The following is a 23,089-nucleotide window of genomic DNA, read 5'->3' on the forward strand; positions in this document are numbered from 1 at the left end:
CATTATAGCGAAAACTCAAGGAATGAATCACTTATGCGTCATGTTTTAAAGTGAAATCTAACTGAAGTCAATCGGTTCAACGTCAATGGGATTAATTGTAGAGCTTGCCCTGGAAAACAATTCATCGCACGGGGATACTATACAAACGGGCGAAACTGGGCTATCAAACAGAAACCCCACACATCAGGAGATGAGTTATGGATAAACAAACCCAAATACAGATCCCCCAAGAAGCATTCGACTGGTATGACGAATACGCCCACGGTGGCATCGACCGGCGCACCTTTTTGGCACGCTTGGGTAGCTTGGCGATTACCGGGCTGACTATCGGCACCATCAGCAGTGCCCTGTTGCCGAATTATGCGCTGGCGGAACAGGTTTCCTTTAACGATGAAACCATCAAGGCCAGTTACGTGGAATTCGCCTCCCCCAAAGGCTATGGCAAGGGACGTGGCTATCTGGTGACACCCAAACTGCTGGAGGGTAAAGCGCCAGTAGTTTTGGTGGTGCATGAAAACCGTGGCCTCAACCCTTATATCGAAGACGTGGCGCGGCGGCTAGCCAAGCTGGGTTACGTAGCCTTTGCGCCGGATGCGCTGTATTCCCTCGGCGGCTACCCCGGCAATGACGATGCCGGACGCGAGATGCAAAAGTCGCTCGACCCGGCCAAAATCGAAGCGGATTTCATCGCCGCCGCCGGATTCCTGAAAACGCATGAGTCGAGCAACGGCAAGCTGGGCGTAGTGGGTTTCTGCTTCGGTGGTTATATCACCAATATGCTGGCAGCCAGTTTGCCGGAAGTGGTGAATGCGGGTGTCCCGTTTTACGGCACGCCGCCCAAAAGCGGTATCGAGAACATCAAGGCTCCACTGATGCTACAGTTTGGTGAGCTGGATGAACGGGTTAACGCGACTTGGCCAGAATACGAAGCGGCGCTGAAAGCCAGCAAGGTAGATTATCAGGCGTTTGTGTACCCCGGCGTGAATCACGGCTTCCACAATGATTCAACCGCACGCTATAACAAGGAAGCAGCGGAACTGGCCTGGTCGCGGACGGTAGCGTTTTTCGGCAAGCATTTGCAGGCGTAGGTACGGCCTGCCCTTTTGATGTTCCGTGACATCTAGCTGAAGTCAATTGGGTCTACATCAACAGACCAACGTATTCCCGAGCGCCCCGGCAGCTTTACTGAGGGATTCAGCAGTTGCAGCAAGGCAGCATGGAGCGCGGCGCGGTGTTGGCTTCCGAGCAATAATTGGGCGCGGTAGCGGTTGGCGCGTTTTTCCAGTAACGCAGGAATAGGCCCTAGCCGCTGAATATCTGCACCGTCAGTAACGATCAGTAGTTGGCTGATCTGTTCCAGAAATTGCAGGGCTTTTTCCATGCTCGCAGTGCTGCTGGCACGGATCAGCGCCTGATAGCCGAACGGTGGAAAATGCCAGCGTTTACGGTCTTCCAGCAATTGCCGAGCGAAAGGGGTGTAACCATGCCCCACCAGTTGATGCAGCATCGGGTGGTCGGGCTGGCTGGTTTGCAGGATAACCTTGCCCGCCTTGTCAGCACGCCCGGCACGCCCCGCCACTTGTATCAGCAATTGCCCCAGCCGTTCCAGCGCCCGGTAATCGGTACTAAGTAGCGACTGGTCGATGTCGAGAATAATGACTAACGTCAGGTTGGGGAAGTCGTGGCCTTTGGCGAGCATTTGCGTACCGACCAGAATCAGCGGGTCGTTGCTGCGTACCGTGGCGAGCTTGGCTTCGAGTTCACCCTTGCGGCTGGTGCTGTCGCGGTCGATCCGCACCACCACCGCTGCGGGAAAGTGGGTTTGCAGCGCGAGCTCCAGCCGTTCCGTACCTTGCCCTTGCGTGGTGAGCTGAGGGTTCTGGCACTGCGGGCAACGTAAGGGCGTGGCCTGTTCTGCCCCGCAATGGTGGCAAACCAGTTTGTTACGGCGGGCGTGCCAAGTCATCTTGACGCTGCAATGCTGACAACTGGCCTGCCAACCGCAGGAGGGGCAATACAAGGCCGGGGCAAAGCCGCGCCGGTTGAGAAAGACCATGACTTGTTCACCACGCGCCAAGGTGGTGCGGATGGCTTGCAGGCTATGCGGCGTCAAACCTGCCTGTAATTCAAACGGGCGGGTATCCTGAATTTGCAAATCGGGTTTACGGGTCGTACCCGGGCGCTGGTTGAGACGCACGTAGTGAAAACGTGCCGTATCCGCATTGTAGAGCGATTCCAGCGACGGGGTAGCCGTACCCATGATAATGGGAATATTGAGCATCTGCGCCCGTTTGATGGCGAGATCGCGGGCATGGTAGCGGAAGCCTTCCTGCTGTTTGAGGGAAGCATCGTGCTCCTCATCAATCACGATCAGCGCAAGGTTGGGTGCGGGCGTGAAAATCGCGGAACGGGTTCCAATAATAATACGGGCTTCACCGCTGCGGGCTTGCAACCATGCTTTCATGCGTTCCCCATCACTCAGGGCAGAATGCAGGCAAGCCATCGGCGTATCACCGAAAAAATGCGCAAAGCGTAGCAGCAACTGCGGGGTCAGGCCGATTTCGGGCACAATCACCAGCACTTGCTTACCAGCAGCGAACAGCGGGGCAATCAGGCGCAAGTAGATTTCGGTTTTGCCACTGCCGGTAATACCATGCAACAAAATGGGGCGGAGTGGCGCTTGCAGGTTCCATTGTTCGATGCTGTGCAGGCACTGCTGCTGTTCATCCGTGAGTTGCAGGTGATTACGCTCAACAGGCGCGAGGCTGGGTGCTTCATAACGACCCAACAGTTTTTGCAGGCGGCTGGACAATGGTTTGGGTTTGCGCAAGGCGACCGGCAGAGCGGAAAAAATCACTTCACCGACCGGGTGGTGATAATAGCGTGCCCCCCATTGCAGTAGTTCCAACAGGTGCGCATCCGGCAAGGGCGTGGTGTCGAGGATGGCTTCCACCGGCTTCAGGGTGAAGCGACTGTCGGCATCTTCCGGCGGAGCAGTTTCGACGCGGATCACCAGGCCAACCGCGTGTTGCTTTCCCAGTGGTATAAGCACGCGGCTTCCCGGTTTAGGTGCTGACTCATCAGCACAGGTATAACTGAGCAAGGTGCGCAGCGGGCGCGGCACAGCAACGTGGAGGATGTAACGGGAGTGGTCTTGAGTCATGCCTGCCAGTTTAGCGGAATTAGCGTCGCAGGATGTGTGCGTTTTAAGGATGGAAGTTGGCTGAAACTTGCTCTTCCCTTAACAACTCCTTGCTATGTAAGCAGAAATTGCGGTTATACACAGAACCTGTGGATAACTCTGTGGATGAACGGTTAACTACACTCCCTAAGCCTTGCCTTTTAAGCACTTATACACATTGCGTAAAAAATAATCATATCATTTTATTTTTTTAAAATCAATGACTTGAATAATTTCTAATAGTTTTTCTTGACAGCCACAAGCGTAATATGAAAGTAAGGTGACGATGTGGACAACTCGTAAAAAAGCCCGGACAAACCGGGCTTTTTTTACGATTGTCAAGACTTGACGATCAGAGTTCCTTCATATTTGTGATCAATTCGTTAGCAACTGCTTGACCATCACCGTACAGCATCCGGCAGTTGTCAGCGAAGAACAAGTGGTTCTCGATCCCGGAGAAACCTGCACCCTGACCACGCTTGACCACAATCACGTTCTTGGCGTAATCCGCGTTCAAGATGGGCATCCCGTAAATGGGGCTGCTGGGGTCAATACGCGCCACTGGGTTCACCACGTCGTTAGCACCAATCACCAGTGCTACATCCGCCGTGCGGAACTCTTCATTGATCTCGTCAAGGTCGTAGATAATGTCATACGGCACGCCTGCTTCCGCCAGCAACACGTTCATGTGCCCCGGCATCCGCCCGGCAACCGGATGAATCGCGAATTTGACGGTCACGCCGCGTTCCTGCAACTGCTTGGTCATTTCCCAGATCTTGTGCTGGGCTTGCGCAACGGCCATGCCGTAACCGGGGATGATAATGACCTTTTCTGCAAACGCCATCATGATGGCAGCGTCAGGCGCTTCGATCGCTTTCATTGAACCGGTAACTTCCTGCGCTTCACCGCTGGTTTCGCCGAAGTTACTGAACAGTACGTTGGTGATTGGGCGATTCATTGCCTTGGCCATCAACTGCGTCAACAGCGTACCCGCCGAGCCGACCACGATACCGGCAATCATCATCGCCGGGTTATCCAGCACATAACCTTCCAGACCTACCGCGAGACCCGTGAAGGCGTTGTAGAGGGAAATCACCACCGGCATATCCGCGCCACCAATCGGCAGGGTCATCATCACCCCGAATACCAGTGCCAGTGCAAAGAACAGGAACAGCACAACCATGCCGTAATCCGTACCACTAGTGGCAATGCCTAAACCCATCCACGCAACCACGATAAACAGACCCGCATTGATACGCTGCTGATTCTTAAAGCGGAAAGCGCCACGCAATTGCTTGATGCCTTGCAGTTTGCCAAAGGCAATCAGTGAGCCAGAGAAGGCTATCGTGCCAATCAGCGCACCAAACACCGCCAGCAATTGCACGGTAGGATCCATCTCGTGTTGCTTAATCAGTTCCACCGCCGCAATCGCTGCTGCCGCGCCGCCGCCCATACCGTTGTAGAGCGCAATCATTTGCGGCATGTCGGTCATCGCCACTTCTTTGCCCGTTTTCCAAGCAATGCCACCACCGAGCGCAATCCCGATGACAATCAACAAGTAATTGCTGTTGACGTGCGGGTGTACAAAGGTAATCGCTGTTGCCAGCACCATACCGATACCTGCCCAGACAATACCGCGCCGCGCCGTGACCGGCGAGGCCATTTGCTTGAGGCCAAGGATGAACAGCACTGCGGCTGCCAGATAGAAAATCTCAACAAAAAGGTTCATGGCTTACTTGCCCCCCTTGCTGCTTTTGAACATTTCCAGCATCCGCTCGGTCACGACATAGCCGCCGACGGCGTTACCGGCGGCCAACACGACGGCGATGAAACCGACCAGTTGTTCCATGACACCTTCCGCCTGACCCAGCACGACCATCGCACCGACCAGCACGATACCGTGAACGAAGTTGGAGCCTGACATCAGTGGGGTGTGCAGGATAACCGGCACTTTGGAAATCACTTCATAGCCGACAAAACCGGCGAGAATGAAGATGTAGATTGCAATAAAACCGTCCATTATTCAGCTCCTTCAACCAGTTGGCGAATGGATTCGTTCATGATCTTGCCTTCGTGTGTGAGTAACGCACCTGCAATCACTTCATCACTAAAATCCGGGGCATACGCGCCGTCTTTGAGCATGGGGGTCAGGAAGTTGAGCAGGTTCTTGGCGTACATTTCGGACGCATGTACCGCCACTTGGCTAGGTACATTCAATGGCGCGTGAATGATTACACCGTTGTGCACAATGGTTTTACCCGGTTGTGTCAGGGTGCAGTTGCCGCCGCCTTCTGCGGCGAGGTCGATAATGACCGCGCCGGATTTCATCCCATCCACGGTGGTTTCAGGAATGATTTTGGGTGAAGGCCGACCGGGAACCGCAGCGGTGGTAATCAGCACATCCGCCGTGGCAATGTGTTTCGCCAGCTCGGCTTGCTGCTGCTGCTTTTCTGCATCCGTCAGTTCACGGGCGTAACCACCTGCACCTTCTGCCGTAATACCGAGTTCAATGAATTTGGCACCGAGGGATTGCACCTGTTCTTTGGTCGCGGAACGCACATCATAGGCTTCCACCACCGCACCCAAACGCCGGGCAGTCGCAATGGCCTGCAAGCCTGCGACCCCAACGCCAATGATAATGACTTTGGAGGGGCGAATCGTGCCTGCCGCCGTGGTCAGCATCGGGAAAAAGCGCGGCGCAAGGTCAGCGCCCATAATAGCCGCTTTGTAACCGGCAATCGCCGCCTGTGAAGACAGCACATCCATCGACTGGGCGCGGGAAATACGCGGGATCAGTTCCATTGCAAAGCTGGTGATGTTTTTGGCTTTGAGCGCTGCAATGCGTTCTGGGTGCTGGTAAGGCTGCAAGCTGCCGATCAACACACTCCCCTCTTTCAACTGCTCAATTTCAGCCAGTGAAGGGGCTTGTACCTTCAGTACAATGTCGGCTTGTTGGTAAAGTTCGGCGGCAGAGGCCACAATACTTGCGCCATTAAACGCACTATCAGGAAGGTGTGCGGCACTGCCTGCCCCGGTTTCCAGCAGGACTTCAGCGCCCAGTTTGCCGAGTTTGGCAATAACGCTGGATTCCATGGCAACCCGGCGTTCGCCTTCGGCCATTTCCTTGGGCACAGCCACTTTGATTGACATATTCTCTGTCTCCAGAAGGATTATGGTAAAAAATGAAGGTGTATCAGCCGGAGGTTAGCGCGATCCGAATCATACAAGGGGAGTCATACTAGCCGAATATTAACAATGAATGAAATATTCCAAGGCGGATACTTCCAAAAGAAAAGCCGGGCGAACCCGGCTTTCCTCTTAATTCCATCAAACTACCCATAAAGGATACCCGATGATCAGGCCAACTTAGCGAGTACCGCTAGCGGTTACTTCAGTGCGGCGGTTAGCTGCACGGCCTGCTTTGGTGCCGTTGTCTGCAACTGGCTGGGATTCGCCTTTGCCGGAAGCCTTGATAGCCGCAGCCGGAACGCCTTTACCCACCAGATAGTCAGCAACTGCAACTGCACGCTTCTCAGACAGTGTTTGGTTATAAGCGTCAGAACCGATGCTGTCGGTGTGACCCACAACGCTGATACCTGAAACTTTTGCACCTGCCAGACTTGACAAGAACTGATTCAGATTAGCTTTGCCAGCCGGTTTCAGAATTGCCTTGTCGAAGTCGAAGTTGGCATCAGAACTCAGCGTCATTCGCTGAATAGGCGCTGGAGCCGGTGCAGGTCTAGGCGCTGGAGCCGGTGCTGGCGGTGGTGGTGGCGGTGGTGGTGGTGGTGGCGCTTCACAGCCTTCTGGCATACTGCCATACTGGGCGCGGACGCAAGTGCCTTCAACGCTGTTTTTGACAGGTTCGCCTGAGCCGTTCTGGACGTATTTGCCGTCTTCTGCATACGCTGAGGTAGCCATCGTAGCTGCCATCATGGCAGCGATGCTGATACTGGTCATTTTCTTCAGAGTCATTGTGATCTCCTTAAGCCTGGTTTTGAGTTTGGATTGTTGAACCCCGCCACCGCATTCCTGAAATACTGATTCTGTCGGCAAGAGGCGCAGTTACGACTATAGTGTCTTAAATATACAACAACGGCTAGGATTATAGGTTACTTTGAGGTTAAGTTCCTATAGTTAAGGCGAATTATCTTTGTGGATATTTAAAAGAAAAGCCCCCTTACCCTGCGGCAAGGAGGCCTATCAAACCCTCATGAATCAATCCCTTTGACTCGTGAACGGGTTTATTTCTGGTAACGCTTCATGCTGGAGCGGGCAGCCGGATCCATCTGGACTGGGCCTTTGTAATTGCCTTTGGCTTTTACTTTCGGTACAACAACACGTGGCGCAACATAGCGTGGCGCAGCGCGTGGCACGGGCGCTGGAGCCGGTGCAACTACTGGCACGGGCGCTGCTCCACAGCCTTCTGGCTCGAAACCGTACTGCGCTTGTACACACTCGCCGAAGCTGTTTTTAACAACGACACCATCGCCATTTTTGACGACTTTCATGTCTTCAGCGTGAACACCGGCAGCGGTGATCATCAGTGCGGCAAAGCTAATGCCTGCGATTTGTTTCAGAGTCATGGTGATCTCCTTCAAGTCTGGATTTTGAGTTCGTAAAATTGGATTTTGCTTTATGTTTGAGCGTAGCATTCATACCACAATTGTGTATATTGCACGACAAACGCACAATACGCCACAGGGAAATGCTATGCAAGGCAAAAACGGATTAAGTCACCCACCTATTCAAGAATTACTCAATATTATGATGCGCTTGCGTGACCCCAAGCAGGGTTGCCCATGGGACATCAAGCAAACCTGGCAAACTATTTTGCCGCATACACTGGAGGAAGTGTACGAGGTAGCCGATGCCGTCGATCGGCAAGATGCTCCCGCACTGTGCGATGAATTGGGCGACTTGCTGTTCCAGATTGTGTTTATGGCACAAATTGCCAGTGAACAAGGCTTGTTTGATTTTCAAGATGTGGCGGCCGGTATTGCTGCTAAGATGATCCGACGGCATCCGCATGTGTTCGGCGATACCGTGTATGCCGATGAACAGGCGCAAAAACAGGCATGGGAAACCCTCAAACAGGCTGAACGCGACACCCAAGCCACGCCCGCTGCCCCGGCAAGTTTTTTCGCAGGCATTCCGGCAGCCATGCCAGCCTTACGGCGTAGCCAAAAAATACAACAACGGGCAGCAAGAGTCGGGTTTGATTGGGATCATTGGCAACACGTCATCCCCAAAATCCACGAAGAGCTGAATGAAGTCATCGACGCCGTTGCCCAGCAGGAATCTGCCGCGCGTATTGAAGAAGAAGTGGGTGATGTGCTGATGGGCGCTACCAATATGGCACGCTTGCTGGGGGTGAATGCCGAAAATGCCCTGCGTTTGTCCAACCAGAAGTTTGAACGGCGCTTCTTGCGAATAGAAGCTTTGTTGGCGGCTGAGGGTATTTCACTGGAACAAGCCAGTCTGGAACAGATGGAAAATGCTTGGTCTATTGCCAAGCAAGAAGAGAAAGCGATGAACGGTAGTTAAAACCGGATAAAAAACGAAGCCCCCGACGAACGGGGGCAGTCAACACGGGCAAATATTATTATTATTAGCTTATTATTATTGTTGTTCTCACACACCGAGTCTCCCGGTTAAAAGCCCCCGCCTTATCGGCAGGGGTTAGAGGAGTCGAGATATGGTCAGGCGTTTTATTGTTATTCATGTTTATGCCTACTCGCTATCTCTTGGGGCTTGCTGGTAAATGCTTTCCTTAACCCTTTCTTATTATTGTTGTCGTCCCTTCTAGACCTTCTAGTCTTCGCCGTCTCAGTCTGTGCAAGAATTACTGCAACCCCCGTGCCAATGCAGGCAAAAAGCACCCATATTATTAATTTTATTGATATTTTAATAGAGTTATCAGAAGTGACGGCAGGGCTTGGCAAGCTGCAATCCTGTCAGAATGTGACAGGATTGACACTGTTAGGCATGACACACCGGGTGTCAGGTGACAATATGATGTAAGGAGCGGGTTATTTCAGGCTGGCGCGGAGCGCTTGGCGGATCATGTCTTCCACACTCAAGCCCTGATCTTCGTAAGCGGCAATCATCTGGCTGGCTTGCGCAGGTTTATAACCCAGTGCCAGCAGTGCATTCACGGCCTCATCGCTGGCAGAAACACGGGGGGCTTGCACAGCGATAGAAGTATCAACATTGCTGCCACTGGCATCCGACTTCGGCAAACGGTCACGTAATTCGATGATCAAGCGCTCCGCCGTTTTTTTGCCGACACCGGGAATGCGGCTTAAACGGGCAATGTCCGCCGCGTGAATGACTTGATTGAACTCGATGGGATTCATCCCCGACACAATCGCCAGTGCCATTTTGGGGCCAACGCCATTCACTTTCAGCAAGTGGCGAAACAGTTCGCGCTCGGTTTGGGAACTGAAGCCATACAACAATTGCGCATCTTCACGCACCACGAAATGGGTATAGAGGGTGACTTCCGCGTGCAATTCTGGCAAATCGTAAAACGTTGTCATCGACGCCTGCACTTCGTAACCGACGCCGTTGACATCCAGCATCAAATCCGGGGGTTGTTTGATCAGTAATTTACCGCGTAATAAGCCAATCATGCTGTCACCTCGCTAATCCTGCCCGTTCAATCCGACTTTTCAAGTGGCTGGCATGAGCATGGCACAAAGCCACCGCCAGTGCATCCGCAGTATCCGCCTGCAAACGCCCTTGCAGACCCAGCAACAATTTAACCATATGCTGCACTTGCGCCTTGTCCGCCCCGCCTTTGCCGACCGTGGCTTGCTTGATTTCCTTGGGGCTGTATTCCGCTACCGGCAGGCCGGAGGTGACACCCGCACAAATCGCCGCACCCCGCGCCTGCCCTAATTTTAGTGCAGATGCGGCATTATTGGAGACGAAAACGTTTTCAATCGCCATTTCAATCGGCTGGTATTCGCGGATAATGCGGGTGAGTTCGGTGAAAATCGTGCCAAGCCGTTCGGGGAAAGCAGCATCGCCCAAACGCAGGCAAGTGCTGAAAACATGCTGGGTATGCCGCCCGTCAGTGTCGATAATGCCGATTCCCGTCTGGCGGGAACCGGGGTCAATGCCAAGGATGCGACGTAGTGTCACTTAACCATGCGCCGCAAGGTCGTCATCGTTGAAATCGGCATTGGTGAAGACTTCCTGCACATCATCCAGATCTTCCAGCATGTCGATCATTTTCAACAATTTGGCGGCAGTATCGCCTTCCACCAACGTGAGATTGTCGGCACGCATGGTAACTTCATCGTGATCCGGGGTAAAACCGGCGGCGATCAGCGCAACTTTCACCGCAGCGAAATCTTCCGGGGTAGTCACGATTTCAGCAGAACCATCGTCGTCCATCTGGATATCATCAGCGCCTGCTTCGAGGGCTGCTTCCATCAGCTTTTCCTCGTCAAGGCCGGGGGCAAAGTTCATCACACCAATTTTCTTGAACTGGAACGCGACCGAACCGTTCGTGCCCAAATTGCCGCCGTGCTTGGTAAGTGCGTGGCGCACTTCACCAACCGTGCGGTTGACGTTATCGGTCATGGTTTCGACGATCACCGCAATGCCGCCGGGGCCGTAACCTTCGTAACGCACTTCCACGTAATTGTCGGTATTGGTTTCACCTGCACCGCGTTTGCAGGCTTTTTCGATGGTGTCGCGTGTCATATTAGCACTCAAGCCCTTATCCACAGCGAGACGCAAGCGCGGATTGGCGCTAGGGTCGGACGTTTTGCCTTCACGCGCTGCGACGGTAATTTCACGGATGATTTTTGTCCAGATTTTGCCACGTTTCTTATCAACGGAAGCTTTCTGATGTTTGATGTTTGCCCATTTACTATGACCGGCCATGTCGAACTCTCGTTTTCAGTCTCAAAAAAGTGCGTTGAAGTTTAACACAGTCATCAAAAGTTTCAGACTTCGATCATCTCAAAATCCGCTTTGCCAACACCACAATCGGGGCAACGCCAATCATCGGAGATGTCTTCCCAGCGCGTACCGGGCGGGATACCTTCATCAGGCACGCCAGACGCTTCATCGTAAATCCAACCGCACACCACACACATCCACGTTTTCATTTGTTAGTTACCTTTTTTGACTGATGATACGTTATCTTGAGCAATGCTACGCTGGTAAGCAAAAAGGTCTGGAATACCAAAGGATTTTGCTAAAATTCTGGGGGAATAAACCCCGTTATCCGTAGCATACAGAGGAATCCGTGTTGTCATGAGTGTTATTGTGTTTGCCGTATTGATCGTCGTGGTCGCCGGGCTAGCCTATACCGGAGGGCGCAAACGTGGACAGGTGGAAGGGTATCGCGCTGGCATCGGCGATGGCATCAAGCAGGGCAAGGAAGAAGGGATGAAAGTTGGCCTGAAAGCAGGCATCAAAGAACACATGCTAACCACGCTGGTGGACGCCAAACCCATCCCCGGTATGCATGAAGACTTGCATCAGCAGGTCAAGGATGAATTGCTCAAAGCCATTACCGCCAAACCCGAACAAAAAAAAACGCACCCTCCTAAGCACAGTGTGCTCAACATGCTGTGGGAGGAGTTCGGCGGCTGGCTACTGATCGGCCTGTTTATTTTGCTGCTTGTATACCTGTTTCAATCAGGGTAAAAAAAGCACTGAACTTTCCCTCCCTATAACAAAGTGATGCCGCACCCATGAAAACAGCACCCCGTGAAATAGCCACCCCTTGCCCGCAAATGTCCCTGAAAGTGCCGGAAGGCATGACGCAGGTCGAATTCTTCAACAGCCCCGCCAACCTGAAAAATCTGGCGGAAGAAAATGGCCTGTTCCGTACCCCCGAAGATTTGCTGCTGTACCGCAAACTGGTCGGGCACAGCGTCGAATTTGACACCTCGATCATTCTGGATTCTTCCCGCCGTATCCTTGACCCGCTGGGTCGCCCGGTACGCCGTGACCAGATGAAGCGTCAGGAAAAAAAGGTCTGGTCGAAGATGACGCAAATCATCTGCGATTACATGTTTGAAAAATACCCCGATCCGGCGGAACACCTGATCCTCTGCGGGGAAGCCAGCCTCGATTCCACTTGGCCGCTGAACAAACCTGGCGTGCCCAGTATCCGCATGATTCACAACCATTTCATGGTATTCCCGATGGCGCAATTGCGTGAGGCCGGGGAAGCGGATGCCAATAACCCCAACCTGACCGACAGCGGGCATAACACCCTGTTTTTACGTCAGTTAAGCGATGCTTACGGCAAGTTTCTGGAAGTGCTGGATTTGCAAATCCTCAAGCTGCTGCCTACCGAAGACGCCTCCCTGAAACTGACCGGCTACCCGCAGGGCTTACCGTGCTGGGAAGTGGTCGGCGGGGCAGAACGCCTGAAAGACCAGTATTTCTGGTACGAATACGAGCAGGTATTACGCGGCTTTCTGGATTTCTACCGCACCTTTTTCTCGATGGTCGCCACCGGGGAAGTCCGCGTGCCGGACAATACCAATTTCGCCAACCAGATTGATGACGTGCTGCTGGGCAACCAGCGCTTTGTGCGGGTAGCGCGGGATTTGCGCGAAAAAGTCATTCAAGACCCACAGTTTGCCAATGACATCCGCTGGCGTCCGGCTTACAAGCAAATCCTGTTCCGCGACGACAAAGGGCGGCTGGTGGTAACGATTTCGCAGAATTCTGTCGGCAATGCCATCACCGAATTGCTGGGGATTGTGGTCAAACGCAAGGTCGATTCTGAAGCTTACGCCGCCGTCGAAGAAGGGTTGGTGAGCCGTTTGCTGGAAGTGCGCGAACGCTTGCAAGCCGCCAATCTGGGCGAATCGTTGTCGTCACCGTGCTGGCCTAATGGAGCGTTCCACCCTTGCCGTTAACTGTTTGGAATGCGTTCCCGTTTGACGGGCTGGCCTTGCTAATGACGGTGCTGGCGCTGCTGATCGTCGGCATCTCGAAAGGTGGCATGGGCGGCGGCTTGGGCGTGTTGGGCGTGCCCTTGATGGCCTTGACCATGCCACCTGCGCAAGCGGCTGCTATTTTGTTGCCTATCCTGTGCGTGATGGATTTGATGGCGCTGAAAGCCTTCTGGCAACGTTGGTCGCTGCAACACCTCAAGCAACTGATTCCGGCAGCCATTATCGGCATCGTGATTGGCGCGTTCACCTTCAACTATTTTCGTGCCAGTGATGTGCGCTTGCTGGTCGGGTTGATTGCGGTGGGGTTTGCGCTGAATTATTGGTTCAAGCCCTTCCAGCATTTAGCCGGACGCAAGCCGGGCGTGAAATCGGGGCTGTTTTGGGGAAGTATCGCGGGCTTTACCAGTTTCGTCGCCCATGCCGGGGGGCCACCGGTGAATATTTACCTGTTGCCGCAAAAGCTGGATAAGACCGTGTATCAGGCGACCACAGTGCTGTTTTTCACCACCGTCAATTACGTGAAACTGATCCCTTATGCGGCACTGGGGCAATTCAATAGCACCAATTTGGGTACGTCAGTCTTGTTGTTGCCCGTGGCTGCATTCGGGATTTGGCTGGGCTACAAGCTGCATCACCGCGTGCCGGAAAAGCAGTTTTTTCAGGTGGCTTATGTGCTGTTGTTTATTACCGGCAGTAAGCTGCTGTACGACGGTGTGGCAGGTTTATGGGTCTGAAACTGGCTCGCTTTTCACAGAGGCCAGCGGGGTAGCCAAGACTTTTTCAAGGCGCGTGCCATCCATATCCATCACTTCCAGCCGCCAACCTTCCCATTCACAGGTGTCAGCGGTTTGGGGCAAACGCCCCAACAGCAGCATGAACAGGCCGCTCAAGGTCTGGTAACGGCCTTTATCTTCCTCGGGAACTGTGCGTAAGCCCAGCCGATCCTTCAATTCCGGGACAGGGATAAAACCATCCAGCAACCAACTACCATCAGCACGGGGCACGGCCCAAGCGTCGTCCTGATGTTGGGGTTTGAACTCGCCGGTAATCGCCTCCAGCATTTGATGCAGGGTAACGATGCCTTGCACCTCGCCGTATTCGTCGATAATGAAGACCATTTGCCCACCAGAGTCCTTGAAGTTTTCCAGCAACGCCATGCCAGTCAGTGATTCGGGCACGAATACCGCAGGCTTGAGATGCTGGGTCAGGCTAGGTTCTTCGCCACGCAACACTTGGTTGAGCAGGTGACTGGTGCTGACAATGCCGAGAACTTCCTTCCAGTTACCGCGCACCACCGGGAAACGCGCATGGCGGTGGTGTTCAATCCGGCTGAGGTTGTCTTGCAGCGACTTTTCCACATCCAGATACACCACGTCGTTACGCGGTACCATCAGGGATGTAATCTGGCGGTCATCAAGGCGGAATACATTGCGCACCATCTGATGTTCCTGCGCTTCAATCACACCTGTGCTGGAACCTTCACTCAAGAGCAGGTGAATGTCTTCTTCCGTCACACCAGCATTGCCGTCATTGTCCATCCCCACCAGCCGCAGCAATAGGCGAGTGGAACCGGAAAGCAGCAACACAAACGGTTTGGCGACAATCGCCAGCCACAACATCGGGCGAGCCGTCAGGCGGGCAATGGTTTCCGGGTACATTTGCCCCATGCGCTTGGGAACGAGTTCCCCCAGCACGATGGAAAAATAAGTGATGCTCACCACCACCAAACCAGTTGCCAGATAATCAGCCAGTTGATCCGCCACTCCCCACCCTTGTAAGCAGACACTGAAGGGTGTGCTAAATGCCGCCGCCCCCACGATGCCATTGAGGATGCTGATAGACGTAATGCCAATCTGTACCGCTGACATGAAAAAGGTCGGGTCTTCCCCCAGCTTCAAAGCCATGACAGCGGCACGATCCCCCTCTTGGGCAAGGTTTTGCAGCCGTGCTTTACGGGCAGCCACCAAGGCTATTTCCGACATGGCAAAAAAGCCGTTCAATAAAATCAGGCCAAACAAAATGGCAATGTCCATGTTTGAAAAATCCTGTTATTGAAGAACATGCCGCTATTGTACTACGTGAGGTCAACTTGTACGGTCACAACGCTTGCCAGCCACCATGCCCCCCCCTACACTGAATACACACCACCACGTTAACCCCGATTATCGGCCTGATGGAGGAAGCATGAGTATCGAACTACAAATTCTTGGCGCGGCTGACGAAGTGACCGGCTCTTGCCACCTGCTAACGGTTGGGGAGTACAAGGTCTTGCTGGATTGCGGCCTGATACAAGGTTCACGCAAGGATGAAGCCCGTAATAGCGCCCCGTTCCCGTTCGACCCGGCGGCGATTGATGCGGTTATTCTCAGCCACGCCCACATTGACCATTCCGGGCGCTTGCCCTTATTGGTAAAGCAGGGTTTCAATGGCCCGATTTATACCCACAAAGCAACCACCGACCTGTGCAAAATCATGCTGCGGGATTCCGCTTTCCTGCAAGAAAAGGATGCCCGTTGGGAAAACCGCAAGCGTGAGCGCAAGGGCTTGAAACTGGTCGAACCGCTCTACACCCTTGAGGATGTGGAAGCCGTTTTTGAACTATTCCAACCACTCTCCTACAATGAGCGGATTGAGATCCTGCCGCTGGTAGCGCTTAGGCTGCAAGATGCCGGGCATATCCTCGGTTCTGCCATCGTCGAATTGTGGCTGCACAGTGGCAAGCAAGACCGCAAACTGGTCTTCAGCGGCGATCTGGGGCGTTCAGGAATGCCGGTGCTGGAAGACCCCGCCATCATCAAACAAGCGGATATGGTCTTGTTGGAAAGCACCTACGGCGACCGCCTGCACCGTGACTGGGAAGCCACCCGTCAGGAACTGGCTGATCTGTTTCAGGAAATGACCCGACGGCAGGGCAATATCCTGATTCCCGCCTTTGCGGTGGGGCGCACGCAGGAAATTCTCTACCTGTTTGCCAAATACTATGACGAATGGGGTCTGTCGCGCTGGCACATTTTTCTCGACAGCCCCATGGCGATTGAGGCCACCGATGTGTATGCCCGCAACTGCGAACTGTTTGATGACGAATCCTCGCAATTGTGGCGCGAAAACCGCGTCACGCCGATGTTGCCCAACTTACGCTTTACCCGCACCCCAGAGGAGTCGATGAGTATCAACCAGATACACAGCGGCGCGATCATCATTGCAGGCAGCGGCATGTGTAACGGCGGGCGCATCCGTCATCACCTCAAACACAATGCTTGGCGGCGCGATTGCCACATTCTCATCTCCGGCTTTCAGGCTCGCGGCACCTTAGGCCGGACGCTGGTGGATGGGGCAAAGCACATCCGCTTATGGGGTGAAACCATTCGGGTGGCGGCGCAAGTCCACACCATTGGCGGGCTGTCTGCCCACGCAGATCAGGCCGGGCTAAGCCACTGGTACAGCCAGTTTGAAAACCGCCCGCCGGTGGTGCTGGTGCATGGGGAACAGGAGGCTAAAACCACCTTGGCAGAACATTTGCGTAACACCCTGTCCGCCCCGGTGCGAATGCCAACATACACTGAAACCCTGTCCCTCACCGCTGACGACCAAGCACACAAGGATGCTTTTAAATGAAACTTGGAACCTGCCTGTATAACAACCAAACGTTCGTCTGCATTGCCCAAACAGAAGGCGTGCTGCTCCCCGCCCTTGACCCAGCCTTTGACCAAGCAGCATGGCGCGACATGATTTCGCTAATTGAGAGCGGAACCGACCTGTCAGCCATGCTTGCCAACGCCACTGACGCCATGCGGGTAAAGTTCGCAGACATTACCCTGCTAGCGCCGATCCCGCGCCCGCGCAAAAACGTGATGTGTTTAGGGCTGAATTATCTGGAACACGCCGAAGAAACCGCCAACCAAATCGGGCGTACCGGCAAAGCCCCCCAATACCCCATCGTGTTCACCAAATGCCCGACCAGCGTGATTGGGCAAGATGCGACCGTGCCGTTTGACCCGGATACCTGTTCCCAACTCGACTGGGAAGCAGAACTCGGCGTAGTGCTGGGCAAAGGCGGTAAAAAGATTGCCGCCGCCAACGCGCTGGATCACGTGTTCGGCTATACGGTCATCAACGATTTGAGTGCCCGTGACATCCAGTTGAGCCACAAGCAGTATTTTCTCGGCAAAAGTCTGGACGGTGGCTGCCCAATGGGACCCTGGATTGTGACGGCTGATGACATTGCTGACCCGCAAAACCTCGCCATTGCCTGCCGGGTGAACGGTGTCACCAAACAGGCTTCCAACACCCGCAATATGATTTTCAACGTCGCCAGCATTATTGAATGGCTGTCACGCGGCATGACGCTGGAAGCAGGCGATGTGATCGCCACCGGCACGCCCAGCGGGGTGGGCTTTGTGCGCGAACCGCCCGAATTCCTGTTACCGGGCGATGTGGTGGAATGCGAGGTGGAAAGCGTTGGGGTGCTGCGCAATAGTATTAGCGCGGCGGGGTGAACTTCACCCCTCGACGACCACCTGTTGATCCCGTACCCGGATAGCGGCTTTACCCGTTAACACGGCGGTGAACACATCATTCACCAAAGCGCCACGCCAGTCGTCTGACAACGTGGTGCGGCCTTCTTCCAGCATCTTTTCAAGCTGCTGGCGGGTGGCAATCATCTGCGCGGAAATGCCATGTTCGTTGGCGACCTGATTCAACAAGGCGGTCAACACATCGGCAATCACGCTCATATTCGCATCCAGCTTGCGTCGGCGTGGCAATTGCGGACATTCGCTTTTCGGTACGGCTAAACCACGTGCAATACAGGCCAGCCATTCGCTTGCGCCACGTTCAATTTGCTCGTCGCTCAAACCCCGGATTTGGCGCAAACCGGCTGGGCTATCTGGCTGCATCCGCGCCATGTCCAGCAGGATTTCATCCGACAAAATCCAGCGGCGCGGAATGTCTTTCAGCAACGCACGCTGTTCGCGCCACGCCGCCAGTTCACGCAGGATAGCCAGTTGCTGCGGCTTGAGGACTTGCAAGCCTTTCACCCGCTCCCACACGGTTTGTGGGTCAACCGTATACGTTGCCGGATCGGCGAGTTTCTGGAAAGGCTTTTCCAGCCATTTGGTGCGCCCTAAAGTTTCCAGTTGTTCGCGTAACAGCTTATAGGCATCGCGTAAGTGGCGCACATCGTCAATGGCGTATTCAAGCTGGGCGCGAGTCAGCGGGCGGCGTGACCAGTCGGTGCGTGATTGGGATTTATCCAGCGACAAACCCAGTAAGGCTTCCACCAAACGTGCGTAACCCATTTGGTCGCCCATCCCCAAGACGGCTGCTGCCACTTGGGTGTCAAACAACGGGGTGGGTACAGTGCCGTTACCGAGATGATGGAAGATCTCCATATCCTGCCAAGCAGCATGCAGCACTTTCAGGCGGTGCGGCTGCTTGAGCCAATCCAGAAACGGTTTCAGGTCAGAAATTGCCAGCGGGTCGATGCAAGCCAGCGTGTCTTCGCTGGCAATCTGGATCAGGCACAAACGCGGGTAATAGGTTTTTTCGCGAATGAATTCTGTATCGAGGGTAATCCACTCAGCCTTATCCAGACGGGCAAGCAAAGCGGTGAGCTTTTCGGTGTTATCAATATAATCAAACATAATAATCGTGGTGCACTTAACAAGGACACCCATGATTGTACGGTAAACTGGGAATTAATCCATTTCTATACAAAATCCGTGGGCGTTGCTGCATTGCAACGTTAGTGTTTAAGAATATTTGCATAATCAACTGCTTATTGACATCCTTTGCGTTTTTCTGCACATTGATAAATATCAAATGCATTTACCCCTTTAATGTTTATGAACCGCTAGTGAGGGTAGTTGCCATGTACAGTATTGCTAGGTTGTACATGGCCTGAGCGGGATGCCCGGTTACATCAACCGGGCTTTTTTTTAGAGGGCGGGGTTCAGGATGGATTCAAGGTAAGTGCTAATGGCGCTGCTCGTATTCCGCTTGGACGTGCTTAACGTCACCCCCTGTACCAACGGCGCACTGCGCAATCCCAACAAGTAACGCATCAGCAACAAGGCATCCTTGCCTGCATCCTCATTGCCATCATTATCCACATCCATCACGGTTTGCACCGCTGCAAGCTGGGTTTCCAGTGCCGCCGTATCCAGCGCCTGCGTCGTAACCCCCTCCAGCAACGCTGCCCCGCGTACCCCTTGCAGGTAACGGGCAATGATCACACCTTCCACCAAAGCCGTGGCTGGTTTGCTAGCACCACGCAAGCGCAGCGAAGGCGCTGTGCCAGACGTATCCAGCCAAGTGCTGATAAACGGCCAAATACGCTCAAAGCGACTGTATTCATCCGCTGCCCCCATGTTTGAACACTCGGAAGAGCCACCCAACAGCGAGCCATTTAGGTAATGCACCCCGCCTTGCTCAATCCATATGCCCGAACCACTACTGCCGGGAGCGGTAATTCCGGTATGCCACACCACTTGGGAAAAATCACCGTTAGCGTCGGCTGTCACCGTATAACCGCCACTTGCTGTATCAACCCGCGCATAGCTCTCGAAATTACCGAGGGCGTATTTTTTAGGTTGCCCCAAGGCATGGTGGATACCCGCAACCGCCTGATTCGCTACCAAAGGCGTGGTCGTCCACCCTGACATCGTGACACCCGTAGGCGGATTATTGTTCAAACGCAGTAAAGTCGTGTCCAGCGCAGGCTTGGACACTAGCAATTGCGCCCCGCCGCTGGTCTGGGTAAAGCTGCTATCCGTTCCGCCGCAAGTCGCATTGGCATACAACCAGAACATATCCATGCTGCTGGCGGCCTGCTGATTGCTGACGCAATGCGCAGCGGTAAAAAAATACGGGATTTGCGTGTACACATCCTTGTCCGCCAAGACTGTGCCGGAACACATGTAACTCAAACCATCCGTATCAGTGAACACATAACGCGCCACCGACTTGCCCGTTTCCTGCCACGCCGGGCTGGCACAAGCCAGATCCTGTTGGCAACTGGTGTATTCTTCCTTGAAAATACTGCTTTTCAGGGTGTTGCTGGCTGGGTCAACCACCAGATGCGACAACTGGGGAATTGCCAGCTCCACTTGTGCTGCCGTCACCCCATCAGGTAAGAACAGCTCCAGCCCCAACGTGTCACCTTCCAGCGTCGGCGACCAGAACAGGCTGTTAGCCTCCGTGTAAGGGCCAAACACATGGGCAGTATCCGTCGGCGAATAAAAGCGCAGCTCCACACCCGCCGGAACCTTACCCAGTTGCACCTGCGCCCGCACCCGCAACGCCCCGGTGGAACGCAGCGTAAAATGTGCCACTTTACCGCCACTCACTGCCGTCCATTCCCACGCCGCCAAATCAATCGGCTGGCTGAGATTCGCAGGTAAAGTACGCCCCACCCCGACACGGAAAGCCTTTGCCCCCGTAGTCTGTTGCAGGAACTGGATTTCACTGTCATCCAGCTCAGGCAAAGTCAGTGTATTGGTGGCGCTTACAACCATGCCGCGCTTGGTTGTCTCCAAGGGCAAGCGTAGGGTGACGGCTGCCGTTGCCGGAGCAGCAGCATTTTCCTGAAATGTTTCCGGCTCGGCTTGCACTGCGTCATTCGAGTTAGCCAGCACCGCGTTGGACAGCAGCAATAAACAAGCAAACAGTGTTTTTTTCATGGGGTGTTACCGGATTCTGGCAGGCTGCCGGGCAGGATGTAATTGGTGCTGGTCGTGGTATTGTCAGGAGCCAACAGAATATTCCCCAACAAGGCATTCACATCGTTATCGGGGCCAACGTAGAGGGTTTTACCATCCAGATTCAGGTCGGAAGCGTCATAGCCCTCCAACTGGAAATTGGTATACGCCCCCGAATTGTCAGGGGCGGTCAGCACCGTACCCAACACTGCGTTTTTATCATTGTCAGGGCCATCCGCAATCAGCTTGTTATCGTGATTGGCATCCCCGGTCGGCAGCAAACGCGCAGAACCTTGCGCAATACGCACATCCTTCCCGTAAATCTGAGTCGTTGCTTGTGAAAAATCCAGCACGGTCGGCGTAGCGCTCAGGCTTAATGACTTAGCACTCAACAAGCCCAGATGATTACGGTGGCGCAAAGCCACGTAGTAATTACCCGCAGTCACCCCGGCAAAGCTCAAGGTATTGCTGTCGGTGGCGGCATCCACCACATCACCATCCCGTTGCAACAGCCCCACCTTGCTGACCAGAAGCTTTTTGGCATCAGCTGTGTCACGCAATTCCACTAGCACCCAATCGACAGGTGCATTCGCACCCGTGGTCGCAAGCTGAGCAGATGTGGTGGTTTCCTTGCCTGCATACCCCCACGCGGCATACGGTTGCGCAGTGGGAATCAACCCGGCTGCCCGCAAGTCATCCCGCATCAACCCAGTGGCTGACACGTAAGCGCCTTGCAGCAAGCCCTTGAGCTGGAGTTTGAGTTCTGATGGTGGTGCAACCGCACTAGCCAGTTGCATCGGGGTACTTTGGAAAGCCGTGCCAGCAGCGGTATCGGTGGCGCTGGTACGCACATACGTCGTGCCTGTAAACCCGCTTTTCACACTGAATGACAGCGTGCCCAGCGTCAGCGGCAATGCATCCGTACCCGGCCATTGCGCGGTAATATCCACCCAAGCAAGGATCACATAACGGTCAGTGGTGGAGTCAGCATCGAAATTTCCGGTATCCACCATCACCTCACTCACTGGCTGGACGCCATAGGCAAAGGGGCTGCTGACACCATTAAACTGCAAAGCACTGGCATTGAAATGAACACGCAAGCCCAAGCCTGTTTCCAGACCATTCTCAGGCGCTGTCACACGGTACACCGGCACAAACGCCACAACATCGCCACTACTGACAGCGAGACTGGTTTTAGCAGGGGTAATAATTTGTGTGGCATGGACGGGCATTGCCAGAGACAATAGTGCGGTCGCCAAGCGGACGGAATGCTTCATTCTTTACGGCTATCCATGTTATTTTTTATGATTAGCGATAAACTTATCAGAACTCTATTCGCAAATAAAACTCCAATTAACTGAACGGTATCTTAAAGGGCAAAAAATGAACGATTATCCTGTTAACACAACTTCCTCCATCGACTTCCTGTCATCCGGCTTCCTGATGGGCAATGTCGGTGCACCTTTTGTTATTGGCCTTGCTGTCGGCTATTTCGCCAAGAAAATGTTACGGCTCGCCTTGTTTCTAGGGGGTGCTGCCATCGTGCTGCTGTTTGTCACCGAGTATTACGGCATTACCGAAATGACTGACGAAAAGCTGCAAAGCGCTGCCCATGCGGCCACAGGCATTGCCCAGCAATCCGGCGGCTTTCTGATGGAACGCCTGTCACACATCACCAGCAAAGGTGTCAGCGCAGTTGGCGGGTTCTTCGTCGGACTGAAAATCGGCTAATACTTGTGTTTCCACGAAACAGGCTCCATATTTAATGTTTGTGTCAAAAAAAGGTTAAGCATCATGAAATACCTACCCACTCTGCTGACTCTTGCCACACTCAGCATTAGCCCGACCCTGTTGGCGGGTGAAGCTGATACGGCACCCACCACTAATACTACCTCGGTCATTGCCGAGGAAAACAATAATTCAGCACTGACTGAATTATGCAATACCTATGCGGAAGAGGACGGTCTGACCGAAAGCAAAAAAGCCGCCTACCTGAAAGAGTGCATGAGCAACATGACCGACCTGAGCGAAAATATGCAGGAAGACTTGCCCGTCACCTCCGCAGAAACCGGCGAAGTGCTAGCCACCCCGGCTTCCGAACACCTCAATAGTAGCCCTGAAAAGCTGGTACAAAATGAGCTGGTTGAAAGCCCTGACCCAGCCGCCGAACAATTAACTGCTGAAAAATAAAACACTTATGATCCATAAATAATAATTAATAAAAAAAATTTATTTTACTTGATAACGTGATTAACTAATAAATAACAATATTC

The 23,089-nt window shown here is 53.6% G+C and carries 23 protein-coding genes; 9 read left to right on the top strand and 14 right to left on the bottom strand.

All coding sequences use genetic code 11. The annotated features are described in order from the left end of the window. Window positions 1-197 precede the first annotated feature (197 nt). Window positions 198-1,088, top strand: coding sequence for a dienelactone hydrolase family protein (locus J9253_RS14320; RefSeq protein ID WP_210221598.1), 891 nt, complete (start codon window positions 198-200; stop codon window positions 1,086-1,088). 32 nt (window positions 1,089-1,120) lie between these two features. Here the strand turns inward: J9253_RS14320 and J9253_RS14325 are convergent, their stop codons facing one another. From J9253_RS14325 to J9253_RS14350, 6 genes are all read right to left on the bottom strand, one after another. Further along, a complete protein-coding gene (locus tag J9253_RS14325) occupies window positions 1,121-3,163 on the bottom strand; it encodes a primosomal protein N' (protein WP_210221599.1) in 2,043 nt (680 codons plus the stop codon). Between the two features lie 370 nt (window positions 3,164-3,533). After that, window positions 3,534-4,910 (bottom strand): NAD(P)(+) transhydrogenase (Re/Si-specific) subunit beta, encoded by a 1,377-nt coding sequence (locus tag J9253_RS14330; RefSeq protein ID WP_210221600.1) that lies wholly within the window; start codon window positions 4,908-4,910, stop codon window positions 3,534-3,536. 3 nt (window positions 4,911-4,913) lie between these two features. Next, on the bottom strand, window positions 4,914-5,201 hold the full coding sequence (locus J9253_RS14335) for an NAD(P) transhydrogenase subunit alpha (RefSeq protein ID WP_228291392.1): 288 nt from the start codon (window positions 5,199-5,201) through the stop codon (window positions 4,914-4,916). Next, a complete protein-coding gene (locus J9253_RS14340) occupies window positions 5,201-6,331 on the bottom strand; it encodes an NAD(P) transhydrogenase subunit alpha (RefSeq protein WP_210221601.1) in 1,131 nt (376 codons plus the stop codon). Before J9253_RS14340 ends, J9253_RS14335 begins: the two co-directional genes overlap by 1 nt. Before the next feature lie 216 nt (window positions 6,332-6,547). After that, window positions 6,548-7,156 (bottom strand): OmpA family protein, encoded by a 609-nt coding sequence (locus J9253_RS14345; protein WP_210221602.1) that lies wholly within the window; start codon window positions 7,154-7,156, stop codon window positions 6,548-6,550. 269 nt (window positions 7,157-7,425) lie between these two features. Then, window positions 7,426-7,767, bottom strand: coding sequence for a hypothetical protein (locus J9253_RS14350; protein WP_210221603.1), 342 nt, complete (start codon window positions 7,765-7,767; stop codon window positions 7,426-7,428). A gap of 127 nt (window positions 7,768-7,894) precedes the next feature. Here J9253_RS14350 and mazG point away from each other — a divergent pair, with 127 nt between their 5' ends. After that, a complete protein-coding gene (gene mazG / locus J9253_RS14355; RefSeq protein WP_210221604.1) occupies window positions 7,895-8,728 on the top strand; it encodes a nucleoside triphosphate pyrophosphohydrolase in 834 nt (277 codons plus the stop codon). Window positions 8,729-9,213: 485 nt separating this feature from the next. On the opposite strand, the gene ruvA is transcribed toward mazG, so the two are convergent. The 4 genes from ruvA to J9253_RS14375 form a co-directional block, all read right to left on the bottom strand. Further along, window positions 9,214-9,816 (bottom strand): Holliday junction branch migration protein RuvA, encoded by a 603-nt coding sequence (gene ruvA / locus J9253_RS14360; RefSeq protein WP_210221605.1) that lies wholly within the window; start codon window positions 9,814-9,816, stop codon window positions 9,214-9,216. A gap of 4 nt (window positions 9,817-9,820) precedes the next feature. After that, entirely contained in the window at window positions 9,821-10,330 is a 510-nt protein-coding gene (gene ruvC / locus J9253_RS14365; protein ID WP_210221606.1) for a crossover junction endodeoxyribonuclease RuvC, read from the bottom strand. Then, complete coding sequence (locus J9253_RS14370) at window positions 10,331-11,080, bottom strand: YebC/PmpR family DNA-binding transcriptional regulator (RefSeq protein WP_028488929.1); 750 nt, start codon at window positions 11,078-11,080, stop codon at window positions 10,331-10,333. Between the two features lie 62 nt (window positions 11,081-11,142). After that, complete coding sequence (locus J9253_RS14375; protein ID WP_210221607.1) at window positions 11,143-11,307, bottom strand: rubredoxin; 165 nt, start codon at window positions 11,305-11,307, stop codon at window positions 11,143-11,145. A gap of 148 nt (window positions 11,308-11,455) precedes the next feature. Between J9253_RS14375 and J9253_RS14380 the strand changes: the two genes are divergently transcribed. The 3 genes from J9253_RS14380 to J9253_RS14390 are packed head-to-tail and all read left to right on the top strand — an operon-like array spanning window position 11,456 to window position 13,853. After that, window positions 11,456-11,851, top strand: a complete 396-nt coding sequence (locus J9253_RS14380) for a FliH/SctL family protein (protein WP_210221608.1) — start codon at window positions 11,456-11,458, stop codon at window positions 11,849-11,851. A 47-nt stretch (window positions 11,852-11,898) separates the two neighbouring features. After that, window positions 11,899-13,080, top strand: coding sequence for a hypothetical protein (locus J9253_RS14385; RefSeq protein ID WP_210221609.1), 1,182 nt, complete (start codon window positions 11,899-11,901; stop codon window positions 13,078-13,080). After that, entirely contained in the window at window positions 13,071-13,853 is a 783-nt protein-coding gene (locus J9253_RS14390) for a sulfite exporter TauE/SafE family protein (protein WP_228291393.1), read from the top strand. Before J9253_RS14385 ends, J9253_RS14390 begins: the two co-directional genes overlap by 10 nt. Here J9253_RS14390 and J9253_RS14395 read toward each other — a convergent pair. Then, window positions 13,842-15,152, bottom strand: a complete 1,311-nt coding sequence (locus J9253_RS14395; RefSeq protein ID WP_210221610.1) for a hemolysin family protein — start codon at window positions 15,150-15,152, stop codon at window positions 13,842-13,844. The genes J9253_RS14390 and J9253_RS14395 overlap by 12 nt on opposite strands. A 151-nt stretch (window positions 15,153-15,303) precedes the next feature. On the opposite strand from J9253_RS14395, the gene J9253_RS14400 reads away from it, so the two are divergent. Continuing rightward, window positions 15,304-16,734: an MBL fold metallo-hydrolase RNA specificity domain-containing protein gene (locus J9253_RS14400; protein ID WP_210221611.1), complete on the top strand. Its 1,431-nt coding sequence runs from the start codon at window positions 15,304-15,306 to the stop codon at window positions 16,732-16,734. Continuing rightward, window positions 16,731-17,615, top strand: a complete 885-nt coding sequence (locus tag J9253_RS14405; protein ID WP_210221612.1) for a fumarylacetoacetate hydrolase family protein — start codon at window positions 16,731-16,733, stop codon at window positions 17,613-17,615. Before J9253_RS14400 ends, J9253_RS14405 begins: the two co-directional genes overlap by 4 nt. Before the next feature lie 3 nt (window positions 17,616-17,618). On the opposite strand, the gene rnd is transcribed toward J9253_RS14405, so the two are convergent. The 3 genes from rnd to J9253_RS14420 all read right to left on the bottom strand — a co-directional run bounded on the left by rnd (window position 17,619) and on the right by J9253_RS14420 (window position 22,093). After that, window positions 17,619-18,761, bottom strand: coding sequence for a ribonuclease D (gene rnd / locus J9253_RS14410; RefSeq protein ID WP_038140754.1), 1,143 nt, complete (start codon window positions 18,759-18,761; stop codon window positions 17,619-17,621). 294 nt (window positions 18,762-19,055) lie between these two features. Next, entirely contained in the window at window positions 19,056-20,798 is a 1,743-nt protein-coding gene (locus J9253_RS14415; RefSeq protein WP_210221613.1) for a trypsin-like serine peptidase, read from the bottom strand. Next, a complete protein-coding gene (locus J9253_RS14420) occupies window positions 20,795-22,093 on the bottom strand; it encodes a hypothetical protein (protein ID WP_210221614.1) in 1,299 nt (432 codons plus the stop codon). The genes J9253_RS14415 and J9253_RS14420 overlap by 4 nt, the downstream gene beginning before the upstream one ends. Window positions 22,094-22,199: 106 nt before the next feature. Between J9253_RS14420 and J9253_RS14425 the strand changes: the two genes are divergently transcribed. Together J9253_RS14425 and J9253_RS14430 are read left to right on the top strand one after the other, a co-directional pair. After that, complete coding sequence (locus J9253_RS14425; protein WP_210221615.1) at window positions 22,200-22,547, top strand: FUN14 domain-containing protein; 348 nt, start codon at window positions 22,200-22,202, stop codon at window positions 22,545-22,547. 63 nt (window positions 22,548-22,610) lie between these two features. Continuing rightward, complete coding sequence (locus J9253_RS14430; protein WP_210221616.1) at window positions 22,611-23,006, top strand: hypothetical protein; 396 nt, start codon at window positions 22,611-22,613, stop codon at window positions 23,004-23,006. Window positions 23,007-23,089 lie beyond the last annotated feature (83 nt).

The sequence above is a fragment of the Thiothrix litoralis genome (assembly GCF_017901135.1).
GTDB classification, from domain to species: Bacteria; Pseudomonadota; Gammaproteobacteria; order Thiotrichales; family Thiotrichaceae; genus Thiothrix; species Thiothrix litoralis.

What these genes read in the sequence shown, in the direction of transcription:
- J9253_RS14320 (WP_210221598.1), top strand. Translation starts at nt 198, where the DNA reads ATGGATAAACAAACCCAAATACAGATCCCCCAAGAAGCATTCGACTGG.
- J9253_RS14325 (WP_210221599.1), bottom strand. Translation starts at nt 3,163, where the DNA reads ATGACTCAAGACCACTCCCGTTACATCCTCCACGTTGCTGTGCCGCGC.
- J9253_RS14330 (WP_210221600.1), bottom strand. Translation starts at nt 4,910, where the DNA reads ATGAACCTTTTTGTTGAGATTTTCTATCTGGCAGCCGCAGTGCTGTTC.
- J9253_RS14335 (WP_228291392.1), bottom strand. Translation starts at nt 5,201, where the DNA reads ATGGACGGTTTTATTGCAATCTACATCTTCATTCTCGCCGGTTTTGTC.
- J9253_RS14340 (WP_210221601.1), bottom strand. Translation starts at nt 6,331, where the DNA reads ATGTCAATCAAAGTGGCTGTGCCCAAGGAAATGGCCGAAGGCGAACGC.
- J9253_RS14345 (WP_210221602.1), bottom strand. Translation starts at nt 7,156, where the DNA reads ATGACTCTGAAGAAAATGACCAGTATCAGCATCGCTGCCATGATGGCA.
- J9253_RS14350 (WP_210221603.1), bottom strand. Translation starts at nt 7,767, where the DNA reads ATGACTCTGAAACAAATCGCAGGCATTAGCTTTGCCGCACTGATGATC.
- mazG (WP_210221604.1), top strand. Translation starts at nt 7,895, where the DNA reads ATGCAAGGCAAAAACGGATTAAGTCACCCACCTATTCAAGAATTACTC.
- ruvA (WP_210221605.1), bottom strand. Translation starts at nt 9,816, where the DNA reads ATGATTGGCTTATTACGCGGTAAATTACTGATCAAACAACCCCCGGAT.
- J9253_RS14370 (WP_028488929.1), bottom strand. Translation starts at nt 11,080, where the DNA reads ATGGCCGGTCATAGTAAATGGGCAAACATCAAACATCAGAAAGCTTCC.
- J9253_RS14375 (WP_210221607.1), bottom strand. Translation starts at nt 11,307, where the DNA reads ATGAAAACGTGGATGTGTGTGGTGTGCGGTTGGATTTACGATGAAGCG.
- J9253_RS14380 (WP_210221608.1), top strand. Translation starts at nt 11,456, where the DNA reads ATGAGTGTTATTGTGTTTGCCGTATTGATCGTCGTGGTCGCCGGGCTA.
- J9253_RS14385 (WP_210221609.1), top strand. Translation starts at nt 11,899, where the DNA reads ATGAAAACAGCACCCCGTGAAATAGCCACCCCTTGCCCGCAAATGTCC.
- J9253_RS14395 (WP_210221610.1), bottom strand. Translation starts at nt 15,152, where the DNA reads ATGGACATTGCCATTTTGTTTGGCCTGATTTTATTGAACGGCTTTTTT.
- J9253_RS14400 (WP_210221611.1), top strand. Translation starts at nt 15,304, where the DNA reads ATGAGTATCGAACTACAAATTCTTGGCGCGGCTGACGAAGTGACCGGC.
- J9253_RS14405 (WP_210221612.1), top strand. Translation starts at nt 16,731, where the DNA reads ATGAAACTTGGAACCTGCCTGTATAACAACCAAACGTTCGTCTGCATT.
- rnd (WP_038140754.1), bottom strand. Translation starts at nt 18,761, where the DNA reads ATGTTTGATTATATTGATAACACCGAAAAGCTCACCGCTTTGCTTGCC.
- J9253_RS14415 (WP_210221613.1), bottom strand. Translation starts at nt 20,798, where the DNA reads ATGAAAAAAACACTGTTTGCTTGTTTATTGCTGCTGTCCAACGCGGTG.
- J9253_RS14420 (WP_210221614.1), bottom strand. Translation starts at nt 22,093, where the DNA reads ATGAAGCATTCCGTCCGCTTGGCGACCGCACTATTGTCTCTGGCAATG.
- J9253_RS14425 (WP_210221615.1), top strand. Translation starts at nt 22,200, where the DNA reads ATGAACGATTATCCTGTTAACACAACTTCCTCCATCGACTTCCTGTCA.
- J9253_RS14430 (WP_210221616.1), top strand. Translation starts at nt 22,611, where the DNA reads ATGAAATACCTACCCACTCTGCTGACTCTTGCCACACTCAGCATTAGC.